General features: G+C 37.5%; 9 protein-coding genes. 5 read left to right on the top strand and 4 right to left on the bottom strand.

Annotation, left to right across the window (positions count from 1 at the left end):
* Nucleotides 1–110: 110 nt before the first annotated feature.
* Together J3U09_RS08025 and J3U09_RS08020 are read left to right on the top strand one after the other, a co-directional pair.
* Entirely contained in the window at nt 111–1,337 is a 1,227-nt protein-coding gene (locus J3U09_RS08025) for a uracil-xanthine permease family protein (RefSeq protein WP_416380054.1), read from the top strand.
* Between the two features lie 396 nt (nt 1,338–1,733).
* Nucleotides 1,734–3,236, top strand: a complete 1,503-nt coding sequence (locus J3U09_RS08020; protein WP_267357773.1) for a hypothetical protein — start codon at nt 1,734–1,736, stop codon at nt 3,234–3,236.
* A gap of 167 nt (nt 3,237–3,403) precedes the next feature.
* Here the strand turns inward: J3U09_RS08020 and lysS are convergent, their stop codons facing one another.
* The 4 genes from lysS to J3U09_RS08000 all read right to left on the bottom strand — a co-directional run bounded on the left by lysS (nt 3,404) and on the right by J3U09_RS08000 (nt 7,744).
* Nucleotides 3,404–4,918 carry a lysine--tRNA ligase gene (gene lysS / locus J3U09_RS08015; protein ID WP_065733572.1) on the bottom strand — a complete coding sequence of 505 codons (1,515 nt, stop codon included), beginning with the start codon at nt 4,916–4,918 and terminating at the stop codon, nt 3,404–3,406.
* Between the two features lie 25 nt (nt 4,919–4,943).
* Nucleotides 4,944–6,042 (bottom strand): peptide chain release factor 2 gene (gene prfB / locus J3U09_RS08010; RefSeq protein WP_141677433.1). Its coding sequence is split into 2 segments (ribosomal slippage): nt 4,944–5,966 and nt 5,968–6,042, totalling 1,098 coding nucleotides; the frame shifts between segments, so codons are not numbered across the junction.
* Nucleotides 6,043–6,208: 166 nt separating this feature from the next.
* On the bottom strand, nt 6,209–6,835 hold the full coding sequence (locus J3U09_RS08005) for a Fe-Mn family superoxide dismutase (protein ID WP_065563798.1): 627 nt from the start codon (nt 6,833–6,835) through the stop codon (nt 6,209–6,211).
* 186 nt (nt 6,836–7,021) lie between these two features.
* Nucleotides 7,022–7,744, bottom strand: a complete 723-nt coding sequence (locus tag J3U09_RS08000; RefSeq protein WP_267357771.1) for a type 1 glutamine amidotransferase — start codon at nt 7,742–7,744, stop codon at nt 7,022–7,024.
* A 633-nt stretch (nt 7,745–8,377) separates the two neighbouring features.
* Here J3U09_RS08000 and J3U09_RS07995 point away from each other — a divergent pair.
* The 3 genes from J3U09_RS07995 to J3U09_RS07985 all read left to right on the top strand — a co-directional run bounded on the left by J3U09_RS07995 (nt 8,378) and on the right by J3U09_RS07985 (nt 13,461).
* Nucleotides 8,378–10,810 carry an excinuclease ABC subunit UvrA gene (locus tag J3U09_RS07995; protein WP_267357770.1) on the top strand — a complete coding sequence of 811 codons (2,433 nt, stop codon included), beginning with the start codon at nt 8,378–8,380 and terminating at the stop codon, nt 10,808–10,810.
* A 17-nt stretch (nt 10,811–10,827) separates the two neighbouring features.
* Nucleotides 10,828–11,838 carry a serine hydrolase domain-containing protein gene (locus J3U09_RS07990; RefSeq protein ID WP_267357768.1) on the top strand — a complete coding sequence of 337 codons (1,011 nt, stop codon included), beginning with the start codon at nt 10,828–10,830 and terminating at the stop codon, nt 11,836–11,838.
* Nucleotides 11,839–12,078: 240 nt separating this feature from the next.
* Nucleotides 12,079–13,461: an MATE family efflux transporter gene (locus tag J3U09_RS07985; RefSeq protein ID WP_267357766.1), complete on the top strand. Its 1,383-nt coding sequence runs from the start codon at nt 12,079–12,081 to the stop codon at nt 13,459–13,461.
* Nucleotides 13,462–13,521 lie beyond the last annotated feature (60 nt).

Raw genomic sequence — 13,521 nt, 5'->3', positions numbered from 1 at the left:
AAATTTTAGACCGGTTTTAACCGGTTTTTTTATGCCTACTATTTGATTATAAATAGATATGATTAACATTAAGTGGAATAAGAGAGGACAATGTGTCTAAAACTACCAATATCAATAATGATGCATCACAACATTCGTGGCAAGATATTTTTACCGGCGCTCAAATGCTATTTGTTGCATTTGGTGCATTAGTACTTGTGCCATTATTAACCGGATTAAATACCAATGTTGCTTTATTCACAGCCGGATTGGGCACACTATTATTTCAACTCACCACCAAAGGAAAAGTCCCGGTATTTTTAGCATCATCCTTTGCTTTTATTGCACCGATCTCTTTTGGCGTTGCACAGTGGGGAATTCCTGCAACATTGGGTGGACTTGTTGCAGCCGGTTTTGTGTTTATGTTTTTTGCTTTTTTGGTCAAAATTAACGGAAAGCACGTAATTGATCGCATTTTACCGCCAGTGGTTACTGGACCGATCATAATGGTTATCGGTCTATCACTTGCACCGGTAGCCGTCAAAATGGCAATGGGAACCGACAGTGGAATACCCGCCGAAAACTATCAATTAATTTTGATCTCAATGGCGTCACTATTAACCACCTTAATTGTAGCAATTTGGGCCAAAGGCTTTTTTAGATTAGTCCCGATCATTGCAGGTATTGTTGTGGGATACGCATTGTCTTGCATAATGGGCATAGTCAATTTTCAACCCATTATTGATGCGCCATGGTTTAAAGTACCAGATTTCACCTTTCCAGAGTTTCACTGGCAAGCTATCTTATATATGATCCCAATTGTAATTGCACCGACGATCGAGCATGTTGGTGATATTATGGCGATCAGCGCCGTAACCGGAAAAGATTATACCCGAGATCCCGGCTTACAAAGAACATTGCTTGGTGATGGATTAGCAACCTCAAGTGCAGGCTTCTTTGGTGGTCCACCTTGTATTACTTATGCCGAAGTTATTGGCGCGGTCACATTAACCCGTAACTTCAAAACACGAGTAATGACTTGGGCGGCAATTTGGGCGATTTTCATGTCATTTGTTGGAAAGATCGGCGCTTTTTTAAGTACGATCCCAACAGTTGTTATGGGTGGAATTATGGTGCTTTTATTCGGATCGATTGCATCAGTCGGTATTAATATATTGATCAAACATGAAGTCGATCTTTCTATATCACGCAATATGTGTATTGTTTCATTAGTATTAGTTTTTGGGATCGGCGGAATGATCTTTGATTTTGGATCTTATGCACTACAAGGCATTAGCTTATGTGGAATTTTAGCGATTTTATTAAATTTAATCTTACCTAAAAAATCAACTGACTAATAAATAGCTGTTAATCATCAAATTGATTAACGGCTAAAAAAATTACTGATTTTTACAAAAAAAGTGAGGAGTGGGGTTTTTGGCATTTCTCCCCCCCCTAAAATCAATAAATTGAAAAAAATTCCAAAAAAATAAAATTTTTCTAGAATTAAAAATTATGGTTTTTAAGGATTTGTAAATTTGATATTTATCAATTAAAACATAATTTAATTAACAATTGTTTAGTTCTTTTTCTGAAGAGCTTTACAAAGATTAACGATATAAAATGAAAAATTTATTGCGCCATATTTTTCCAGTTATTATACTCTCGAATCATTTTAGCTGAGTAGCTAAAATTCAACCAATAAATATAAATTAGTAAATAAATCAAATGTTTACTTGACAGGGTAGTCGAATATGTATTACAATTTGCAAAAGCCTAGGGCAACCTATAATTTAAATTTGCCTAAATTAAACTCTCAGTCTTTTTTTTTTCACTCTAGCTTATTAATCGACGAAAATTTAAGATCACGCATTAGATCGTCACGCGGATTATCATTCCGATCATCTCTCGGACCTAAATTATGCCGACAGATCTTTTTACCGCTTGGATTGTTACTAATACCTTTTTATTCTAGCCATGCATTAACCTCTCAAACCTCAAATATGATTCAGGGCAATGCGCCTTATTTAACTTTTGATGGTGGTAAGACTCGTGCTCTTAATATTGAAGCTTTGCTCGGTATTACACTATCTAACGGAAAGCAGTACACGCCTACAACTAATACTTCATCATCTTCAAAACCCATTGAGTTACCGGTTGCAGGTCAAAGTTTTACTGATATAGATATGATCGTTCCAACAAATGTAGATTCAATCACTTTAAAAACGCTTATTGGTTCGCCCAATAATTATTGGTGGGATGATGACGGTGATGGTGAGATTAATGTTAATGGTTTTTTAGAGTTATCTCTCCTTGATGAAAGAAATAGAACAGTATCACGTAATACAGTGTTAAGGCCTTGTAAAGCGCCTTATGAGGTTATATTAACTAGTACAAATGGTACATTAACAACGCGTTATGGTATTCCAAATAGTAGTGATTTCAATCCTAGTCGGGTCACTTATTTTGTCAAACCTAAGGGGCAGGAAATTTGTTTTGCCAGTCCAAATCTATCTTTCGAAGGCAATGGAGGTGTAAAAGCGGGTCCACCTGAAATTTTTGATCCATCTCTTGGTTTTTTGCCTCAGTCAACTGACTCATATGATAAGAACTTTCCGACTACAGCTGCTAACAACATGTACTTTGATTTAAGCATTGCAGGTAATAAACAAGCATTGTCTTGGTCTCCTGTCTCGCATGGTGGTATCACGGCGACTATGACCAATTCTACAGCGACAGGCGTACGGGTTACCTTAACTGGCCCTGTTGCAACTGAATCTCAATGGAATTCCAGCAATCCTGGTCCTATTACTATGCCTACTTTGCCCCAGACCTTCGAGTTAGTTGGTCGAGATAGTAGTGGTAACGCTATCGTTAAATATGGATTTACGTTAAAACAATGGTTTGTCAACCGAGGTAAAACTTATTACAGTTATCCTAGCATGGAATCCTGGTGTAACAGTATTGGTTATCGCTTGCCTAAAGTTAAGGATTTAACTAATGCAAAACGTTATGAAATTACTGGAGGTACACCTTCATCATCAGGTGATTATTATATGCGTACAATTGGTGCAGGCTTGCTTGCGGAGTGGGGTAATATAGGCAAATATAATCGAGCCAACTTTGACGCCGTCCGATGGTACTGGACCAGTGATATAAAAGGTTTAAGCCGGTTCGTTGTTTTTCCTCAAGATGGTCATGTACATTGGGCTGAGCCCTCGTATGATAAATCGGTAGGGCTTTGCACTTTGCCTTAGCATGGTCTTACAATAAAAGCAATTTTGTGGGCATAGTCCACATAAACCCCCACCTTGGTGGGTTTATTTTTGTCTTTTTTATAGCAAAAAAAGTTGAGGACCGGGGTTTTTGATATAAAAAAACTCACTTATTGGTGAATAAGTGAGTTTGATTAACTTTGTCGAAACTATTTAACTGGGCGCATTGTTGGGAATAAAATGACGTCCCGGATGGTATGGCTATTGGTAAATAGCATTACGGTTCGGTCAATCCCAATTCCTAGCCCTGCTGTTGGCGGTAAGCCATGTTCTAATGCAGTGATGTAATCTTCATCATAAAACATTGCTTCATCATCACCCGCGTCTTTTTGTGATACTTGGTCGGCAAAACGTTGTGCTTGGTCTTCGGCATCATTAAGTTCTGAGAAGCCGTTACCAATTTCACGTCCACCAATAAAGAATTCAAAGCGGTCTGTTACAAATGGGTTTTCATCGTTTCGACGAGCAAGTGGTGAGACTTCTGCCGGGTATTCGGTGATAAATGTTGGTTGAATGAGGTTAGCTTCAGCCACTTCTTCAAATATTTCAGTTACCACTCGACCAAGTCCCCAGCCTTTTTCCACTTTGATTCCCACTGCTTTTGCAATGGCACAAGCTTTGTCAAAATCATCTAAATCAGCATTATTGGTTTCTGGGCGATAATGGCAGATTGCTTCACGCATGGTCATTTTGATAAATGGTTTGCCGAAATCAAAAGTGTGTTCGCCATATTGCACTACGGCATTCCCCGTCACGGCAATGGCTAAACGACGGAATAACGCTTCAGTTAATACAATCAAATCTTTATAATCGGCATACGCCATGTACATTTCCATCATGGTGAATTCAGGATTATGTCTTGGCGATACCCCTTCGTTTCGGAAATTGCGGTTGATTTCAAATACACGCTCAAATCCACCTACTACTAGACGTTTTAAGTAAAGTTCTGGCGCAATTCGTAAATACATGTCTAGATCAAGCGCATTATGGTGCGTAATAAATGGTTTGGCTGATGCACCACCTGGGATGACTTGCATCATCGGGGTTTCAACTTCCATAAAGTGGTTTTCTAACATAAAGTTACGGATTTCAGTTACCACTTTTGAGCGCGCAATAAAGGTGTCACGTGATTGTTGATTAGTAATTAAATCAAGGTAACGTTGACGATAGCGCATTTCTTGATCTGCTAAGCCGTGGAATTTATCGGGTAATGGGCGTAATGCTTTTGTTAGTAGGCGGATTTCTTCACAATGGATTGATAGTTCACCTGTTTTGGTTTTGAATAAGTAGCCTTTAGCGCCAACGATGTCACCAAGATCCCATTTTTTGAATTGTTCGTTGTAGTAGTTTTCGGGTAGATCATCACGAGTGACATAGAGTTGGATTTGCCCTGCAACATCTTGTAATGATACAAATGAGGCTTTACCCATAATACGGCGCATCATCATTCGACCCGCAACGGTTACAATAATTTTGTTTTCAATTAACTCTTCGTTAGTTTTTTCATCATACAATTTATGAAGATCGCTTGAAATTGCGTCACGACGGAAATCATTCGGGAAAGCAATGCCTTGTTCGCGAATTGCAGCTAGCTTTTCACGACGTATTGTAAGCTCGTTATTTAACTCTTCAATATGGTTTTGTTGCTCTTGCTGTGTTGACATAATTTTACCTTTTATTTATCACCAGTTATAAACCGGCTTTTAAGCTTTCTTCAATAAATTGATCTAAATCGCCGTCTAATACGGCTTGAGTATTGCGTGTTTCAACGCCGGTGCGTAAGTCTTTGATTCGTGAATCATCAAGTACATACGAACGAATTTGGCTGCCCCAACCAATGTCGGATTTGTTTTCTTCCATTTGTTGTTTTTCGGCATTCTTTTTGTGCATTTCAAGCTCATACAGTTTTGCTTTTAACTGTTTCATGGCCTGATCTTTATTGCTATGTTGCGAGCGGTTATTTTGACATTGTGTCACAATTCCGGTTGGTACGTGGGTAATACGTACAGCAGATTCGGTTTTATTGACATGCTGACCACCCGCACCCGATGCCCGATAAACGTCGATACGTAGATCGGCTGGATTGATGTCGATATCAATATTGTCATCAACCTCTGGATAGACAAATACCGATGCAAATGAGGTATGACGGCGGTTTCCTGAGTCAAATGGGCTTTTTCGTACTAAGCGGTGCACACCGGTTTCAGTGCGTAACCAGCCATAAGCATAATCGCCGGTTACTTTGATTGTGGCTGATTTTATGCCAGCTACATCGCCGTCTGATACTTCCATCACTTCGGTTGTAAAACCTTTCGATTCAGCCCAGCGTAAATACATTCGCAATAACATTTCAGCCCAATCTTGAGCTTCAGTACCCCCTGAGCCTGATTGGATATCTAAGTAACAGTCAGCACTGTCATAATCACCCGAGAACATTCGGCGAAATTCAAGACCGGCTAGCTTTTTTTCGAGTTGTTCAACTTCTTGATTGGCTTCGTCAAAAGTGTCTTGATCTTCTGCTTCAATAGCAAGTTCAAGTAGACCTTCGACGTCGTCCAGACCTTGTTCTAAGGTATTGATGGTATTGATGATCTCTTCTAGCGCAACGCGTTCTTTGCCTAATGCTTGTGCCTTTTCTGGATCGGCCCAAACTTCGGATTGTTCTAGTTCGGCATTGACTTCCTCTAGACGCTCTTTTTTGAGGTCATAGTCAAAGATACCCCCGAATGACATTCGTTCGTTCGGTTAATTCGGTTATTTTTGATTTGATAGGATTAATTTCAAACATGTTTTGCTATTTTTGCTGTTTTTAACTAATCGTACATTGTAACGGATTTAAGTATAACTTAGCAATGACTTTGCTTTCGCGATTTGAGTAAATGCGATCGTTTAACGCTATGGTAAAAAATAAAAATGACGCATAAAGCGTCATTTTTTAGGTTTATTTGAGATGATTATTTTTTGGCTGCTGCATATAATTGAGCGACTTTGTCCCAATTGATGACATTCCAAAATGCACCAATGTAATCCGCACGGCGGTTTTGGTATTTTAAGTAGTAAGCATGTTCCCAAACATCAAGCGCTAGAATTGGTGTGCCTGACACGCCGGCAAATTTTTCGCCCATAATTGGGGTATCTTGATTCGCGGTTGACACGACTTCAAGTTTGTCATTTTTCAATACTAACCACGCCCAACCTGAACCAAAACGGGTTGCAGCCGCTGCTGAGAATTTTTCTTTAAAAGCATCAACCGAACCAAAATCTTTTTCTATTGCCGCTTTAAGTTCGCCCTTAAGCTCGGTTCCAATTTTTAGCAGTTCCCAAAATAGGGTGTGATTAACGTGACCACCGACATTGTTTTTAATTCCAGTCAATTTGTCTGCTGGTACTTTGTCTAAATTTTTTAATAATGTTTCTGGACAAAAATCGTTTAATTCAGCAGGTAGGGTTTCTAATAATGCGTTGGCATTGTTTACGTAAGTTTGATGATGTTTATCATGGTGTAAATGCATTGTTTCAGTATCAATATAAGGTTCTAAAGCATCATAAGCATAAGGTAGAGGGGGTAGTGTGTAAGCCATGGAATCGCTCCTTTCATCTATTCGGAATTATTAACTACATTATTTTATGAGTATACGAACTATCAATATATCTCACAAACTATTACTTAGATAGCTGGTGGCTATCCTAATTTTTGTTTAATTTTCGTTACTTATGATTTTTTGATGATATAGCTTTGGATTGTTTCTATATCATCATCAAATTTATTATTTTTGGGTCTGTGATAAAAGGCTTAACTTGTCTAGAAATACAAAAAGCTTTTGATTCATTTCAGAATAGTCATGTAAACGAAGTTGCTGGGGAGTATCAATAAAACGGTATTTCTCGGCTTGTCTTAGGTCATTTTCAGAGTGAGCAATAAGTTGTTCAACCACGTCATGGGTTAACTCCATATGACATTGGAAACCATACACGAATTGACCATAGGCAATGATTTGCCGTGGACAGCCTTCACTATAAGCAATGATTTGGGCATTTGGGGTTAAACCCGGCATATCATTGTGCCAGTGGCCGACCGCCAAACTATCACCGAAATGCGCAAAAAGCGGATTTTTTTTGCCTGCTTCGGTCAACGTAATTGGGAATTTACCAATCTCTTTTTCCGGACTATGCTCGAAATGTGCACCTAAGGCTTCACCAATTAATTGCGAGCCAAGACAGACACCGATGACTATTTTTTGTGATTTGATTGCCGTAGATATGATGGCTTGCTCGGCTAATGAGTCAAAATGTGGACACTCTTTTTTGGTCGTTGCTGGTGATTGAGGACCACCCATAATAATCAACATATCAATCTTATCTATCTTATCGGGAAGCGGCTGACCAAGATAAACACGAGAATAACTAATGGTGTGTTGATGCATTTTTGCCCATTGCTCATATGCGCCAGGTGCTTCGAAATCTTCGTGGATGATAAAGTGCACATGCATTGGTAAATCTCCTTTAATCTTATCGTTCTGGGTTCTATTTTATATCGAATATGGACAATTAAACGCGAAGTTTATTATGAATCTTTTATTATGAAATGTGAAGATTTGGCATTTTGTGGGAGATATTTGGCATAAAAATCTGCTTTAGTCGGATTTAGAATTCGTAAAATTGGTTCTTGTGAGAGATTTTATGGTTTTAGCGCGAAAATGACAGTCGCTTTTGTTTGATGATAGATGCACATAATTTCTAATACGTTATTTTTGGATAATAAATACTGGGACATTTAAAAAACAATGTCATTTTTTAATTTTAAACTTTTTCTTAAACACTTTTATCCTTTTGAATTTTTATTAATAAATTTTTTAATTACTAATTAAGGTACCTAATTTAGCTAGGCAAAAGAAGCGAAAGCCAATATAAAATTATTAGATAATTTTTCGATGAAGTTCGAGTAAAAATATTGGTCAAATACAACCAATTCATAAAATTGCAATTTTGTCAATAAATTTTAAAAAATATAGATATTTCATTTCACTAATAAAAAATAATGCTCTATATTTCCTCAATAGTTTGATCTTAACGATAAATAAATTAGTTGAAATTTCTTAATTAAAAAGACAAGGTGTGATTAGATGAAAAGTATAAAAATAACAGGAGCTCGCATTCACAATCTTAAAGATGTTGATATTACTATTCCCAAAAACAAATTAACCGTTGCTACTGGTATAAGTGGATCAGGAAAGTCTAGTCTTATGTTTGATATTGTGTTTGAAGAAGGACGTAAAGGGTATCTTCAATCATTAGGAATATTTCCGGGACTTGAAAATGAGAGAAAATTTGCAAGCATAGAGGGTATTGGCCCGACAATTGCAGTTAAACAAAGCGTTGTACGTCAGAATAACCCAAGATCAACAGTCGGTTCAAAAACAAACATATTCAACCTTCTCGCCCTACTGTATTCAAGTGAAGGGCAGGTTAAATGTTCAGAGTGCAACGAAACTATTGGACAAGATAGGGTCTGCGCTAAGTGTGGACATGAGGAAGAGCGCCTTGAATTAGGCTATTTTTCCTATAATAACCCTAACGGAATGTGTATGAAATGCGCTGGCAGAGGCGCATATTATCACGTTAATATGGAAAAGCTTATTGCAAATAAAAATCCCACCGTTCGAGAGTTATTTAATTTTATCGGGGTAACCCCCGGTATACTTCGCGTCTTGGAAAGGAATTTCAAAGGCTATATGGATCAGCCTTATTTAGAAATACCGGATGAAATAAAAGAAGACGTGGTTAACGGGCATTATGTCAGCAATAACAGTGCAAATCAAAGCTTCTGCTTATCAAGAATTTTGCAAGCTAAACACAAAAGAGGCGAATATTTAAATGGTCTATACGAAATAACCCTTTGCTCAGAATGTCATGGATATCGCATAGGTGAAGAAGCTCGCAACATATTAATTAATGATAAACATATTGGTCAAGTCGGCAAAATGACTTTAGACGAGGCTAAAACGTTTTTTGAATCGGCATTAGAACTAAACGAAATAACGCAATTTGGGAAAAATCTTCTTAAAGATATTTTGGGTAAAACAAACTCATTAATTGCTTCTCGTTTAGGGCATTTATCACTTTATAGAGAAATGTCCTCACTAAGTGGCGGAGAAATACAACGACTCTTCCTTAATTCGCATTTGGAATCGAAACTGGAGTCACTTATCTATATTCTTGATGAACCCACAGTGGGTCTACATGAATCAGAAAAAATTGAACTTTTACAATCCATAAAAGCGCTTAAAGATTTGGGCAACACGGTTATTGTCGTGGAACATGACAGAAGTACGATAGAAATAGCTGAACATATCATTGATATTGGCCCAAAAGCGGGGATTGAAGGCGGAGAAGTAATTTATGAAGGTGATTATGCTGGTCTGTTAAAATGCGATAAATCATTGACAGGACAATATCTTTCCGGTAAAGCAAAAATGCCGGTAAGGATGTTAAAACAAAATATCGATGATTCTGCTATTCCCCGTTTAGTCATTCGACACGCCAAAACCAACAATTTAAAAGATATTTCAGTCGCATTTCCATTAGGCATTCTTATTGGGGTTTCGGGCGTTTCCGGAAGTGGTAAAAGCTCCTTGATATCGAGCACGCTAACGCCCCTGTTAAAAAGTTATTTTCGCTTAGACGCCAATAAGAACAATACCAATGGAGAAGAAGTAGATTTTGAAGATGAATCACTATTAATCGAAACAATAGCCGAAAGGCTTGATGGTGCAGAAAATATTTCTGGCTTTGCTGAAGTATCGCAGGCACCAATAGGAAGAAATATAAATTCGAATCCTGTTACTTTTACCAAAATATGGGACAAGATACGCAGGTTATTTGCAGAACAACCCGAAGCAAAACGGTTAAATTTAACGGCTGGACACTTTTCCTTCAATTCCGAGGGCGCTTGCCGAGAGTGTAATGGTAGTGGACGTAAAGCTATTTTTCCTGAGGGTAGCTTAAAAATGTACGCAACGTGCGAAAAATGTAAAGGTAAAAGATATAACAACGAAGTTTTAACTGTCACGTATAAAGGGAAAAATATTTCAGAAATTCTTGATATGCAGATTTCTGAAGCGATAGCCCTATTTAGTGATAATGATTTCATCGTTCGTCCGTTACAGATAATGGAACGGATTGGTATGGGATATATAAAGCTTGGGCAACCCACTTCAACAATGAGCGGAGGGGAAACCCAAAGACTAAAACTCGCGAAGGAATTAGGACGGCAACGAAAAGGTCATATCTTGTATATCATGGATGAACCCACTACTGGTTTAAGTCTCTATGATACAGCTCAGCTGATAAAACTGTTGGATGAATTAATCAAAAGCGGAAACTCTGTGATTGTTATTGAACATAATCATGAAGTTCTTGAATCGTGCGATTGGATCGTGGAGCTTGGCCCTGAAGGAGGATTAAAAGGCGGTGAAATCATTGCCGAAGGAACCCCTAAAGACTTGGTGAAAAATCCAAAATCACTAATCGGAAAATATTTAACTCCTACGACTTGAAAAGTGGATACTTGATTATGGCTAATATAAAAGAATTGAAAACCATTGATGCAGAATTGGCGGATATGAATCCAGATAAATTGAGAGAGCTGGATGTCGCCTTGAATTTTCAACTAGGCATTATTAAAGGAATCGCTATTTTGCGAAAAGGCGGCATTGTGTTTGAAAAATATTTCAAAGGTTACCATGCTGAAAATACTCATCATCTCACTTCAGTAACACAAAGCGTTACTTCCGCTTTAGTGGGAATAGCCATTGATAAAGGATATATAAAAAGCGTCGATCAACCAATACTGGATTTTTTTCCAGAAGCGGAATCCAAAGCCAGTGATATGTTAAAGCGACATCTGACAATCAAACACTTACTTACCATGACTGCACCCTATTCTTGGAAAAAGAGTGAGCCATTAGATAGGTTGAGAAGGCAAAAGAATTGGACGATGTTTATGCTTGAAATGTTGGGACAAAAAGGCCTGCTTGGGGAGTTTCAATTCAATATGTCTAATGCCCACCTTCTTTCAGCGATTATTACGCGGAGTACGGGACTATCAACCCGAGAATTTGCCAATAAATCATTATTCAGCCATTTAGGGGTTAAAGAGATCGTTGACCAGCAGATGAAATCCTTTTCTAAAGAAGATGTCTATGGTGAAAGTATTACCGGTTGGATAAAAGATCCTCAAAATATCAATACTGGAGGCTGGGGACTGTCTTTAACTCTGCGTGATATGCTTCGTTTGGGATATTTGTATTTGAATAAAGGCCATTGCAATGACAAGCCGATCATTTCAGAAAACTGGATAACTGAATCGCTAAAACAGCATACGGAAGATTGTGGCTATATGTGGTGGCTTAGAGAAGATAAGGGTATTAACACTTTTCTCGCGGCAGGCATAGGCGGAACTTATCTCTATTGTGTTCCCGAAAAGGATCTGATAGTGGCAATCGTATCGAAAGTCGACAAAATGATAATCGATAGGTGGGAACTCATGGCGGATTATATTATTCCATCAATTACAGACAGTTAATTTTTTCGTTGTAAATAAAATATCCTTATTGCGATTCATTCCACCAAAAGGCAAGAAGGTTTTACCGCCATGAACTGTCTAACAAAACGTTTTAGGTTGGGATAGGTGCTGTTAGGGCAGGTGCTATAAAGTGAAAAATATAATGGATATTTTGCTCTCGATAACATGTCGATTAGAAGCTTTTTTGCGCTAGAGAAAAAATAACATCACTATTTAAAAAATAAACTTAAAGAGAAATCTATGTCAAATTTTCAAGAAAAATTGCAAAAAGGCATGTTTGAAGGGCCAATCATGCCAATAATTATAAAAATAGGGATTCCCATTCTCATTGGTCACTTATTAAATTATGCTTACTTAATAATCAATACCTATTTTATTTCATTGATCAATCCGACTTCTTCAGCCCCGTTGGCGGGAACCGGTCTTTTATTTCCATTATTTTTTGTCTTTGAAGCTATCGCCTCAGGTTTAGCCGTTGGACTCAGTACCACAACGGGGCGATTGATCGGCGAAAAAAGATTTAATCATTATCAAAATCTAGGTGTTACAGGTGTCGTCATCGCTTTACTGCTAACCGTGCCATTTATGATTATGTGTTATGCTTTTGGCCCACAAATTATTAATTTATTATCAGGTGATAAATTAAGCCTAGAAGCAACAGTCTATAGTCTACAGTTTTTATATTCATTAGCCCCTGGTTTACTGTTCATAATATTATTACAGGTTTATGGCGGTATTCTTATTGGCGAAGGCCTGACATATGTTACTGCAATATCATTTATGATTATGGTAACGCTCAATATCATACTTGATCCGATATTGATATTTGTACTCGATATGGGGGTGGCTGGTGCAGGTTTAGCCACAACAATATCGTTATTTATGGCTTATATCTATTTAATCCGCTTTATACACAAGGGAAAATCAAGAATTCCGTTAACATTTAACTTTGCTCACTTTAACGGAAAAATTGCCAGAGAAATCATACGGATTGGATTGCCTCAGTTTTTAATGACAGCCTCAACTTATATCATTATCGTTGCATATAACAAAATGATCACCAATACCTTTGATGAAAATGCAATGAATGCATGGACATTGGTTGGGAGAATTGATCAGATTTTAGTTATTCCGATGATTGCTATTGCTGGTGCAATGACGGTCTTTATTTCTCAAAATTATGGACGTAATCAACTTGATCGGATTAAAGAAGCTTTAAATCTAAGCTTAAGGACAATAATGATATTATGTAGCATCATTGCAGCACTTTATGTATTACTTTCTCCTTGGTTATTTTCAATATTTACTTCAATACCAGAAGTGATTGATCTTGCCAGAAAACAAGTGCTAATCGTATCATTTACCTTTTGTTTTATGGCAATAACGTGGATAATCGCATCATTCTTTCAAGCGACAGGAAAACCCCTACCTGCGGTAATTATCCTTTATATTAGAATGATCATTATTTTTTCTATAGGACTATATTTAGTCTATGTTCAAAAAATGGGAATGAATGGCATTTTTATCTCTATGGCAATCGGAAACCTAATTTCATGTTTATTGTCATTTTTGTGGGTGAAGAAAAGGCTGAAATCATTAAAATTCAAATCAATTTTGGAATAAGTTATTTTCGTCTATTGCTACGCTATTATCTCAAACAATATTAAGCAAATAAGCTAAGTA

Origin of the sequence: Gilliamella sp. B2889, assembly GCF_026536885.1 — a bacterium.
Lineage (GTDB): Bacteria > Pseudomonadota > Gammaproteobacteria > Enterobacterales > Orbaceae > Gilliamella > Gilliamella apicola_E.
Note: the sequence above shows the minus strand (reverse complement) of the source record. Positions and strands in the feature narration are given on the sequence as shown.

Bases quoted from the DNA above. Each gene is read 5' to 3' on its own strand.
- lysS (WP_065733572.1), bottom strand. From the start codon at position 4,918: ATGTCAACACAGCAAGAGCAACAAAACCATATTGAAGAGTTAAATAAC.
- J3U09_RS07990 (WP_267357768.1), top strand. From the start codon at position 10,828: ATGGCTAATATAAAAGAATTGAAAACCATTGATGCAGAATTGGCGGAT.
- J3U09_RS08020 (WP_267357773.1), top strand. From the start codon at position 1,734: ATGTATTACAATTTGCAAAAGCCTAGGGCAACCTATAATTTAAATTTG.
- J3U09_RS07985 (WP_267357766.1), top strand. From the start codon at position 12,079: ATGTCAAATTTTCAAGAAAAATTGCAAAAAGGCATGTTTGAAGGGCCA.
- J3U09_RS07995 (WP_267357770.1), top strand. From the start codon at position 8,378: ATGAAAAGTATAAAAATAACAGGAGCTCGCATTCACAATCTTAAAGAT.
- J3U09_RS08000 (WP_267357771.1), bottom strand. From the start codon at position 7,744: ATGCATGTGCACTTTATCATCCACGAAGATTTCGAAGCACCTGGCGCA.
- J3U09_RS08005 (WP_065563798.1), bottom strand. From the start codon at position 6,835: ATGGCTTACACACTACCCCCTCTACCTTATGCTTATGATGCTTTAGAA.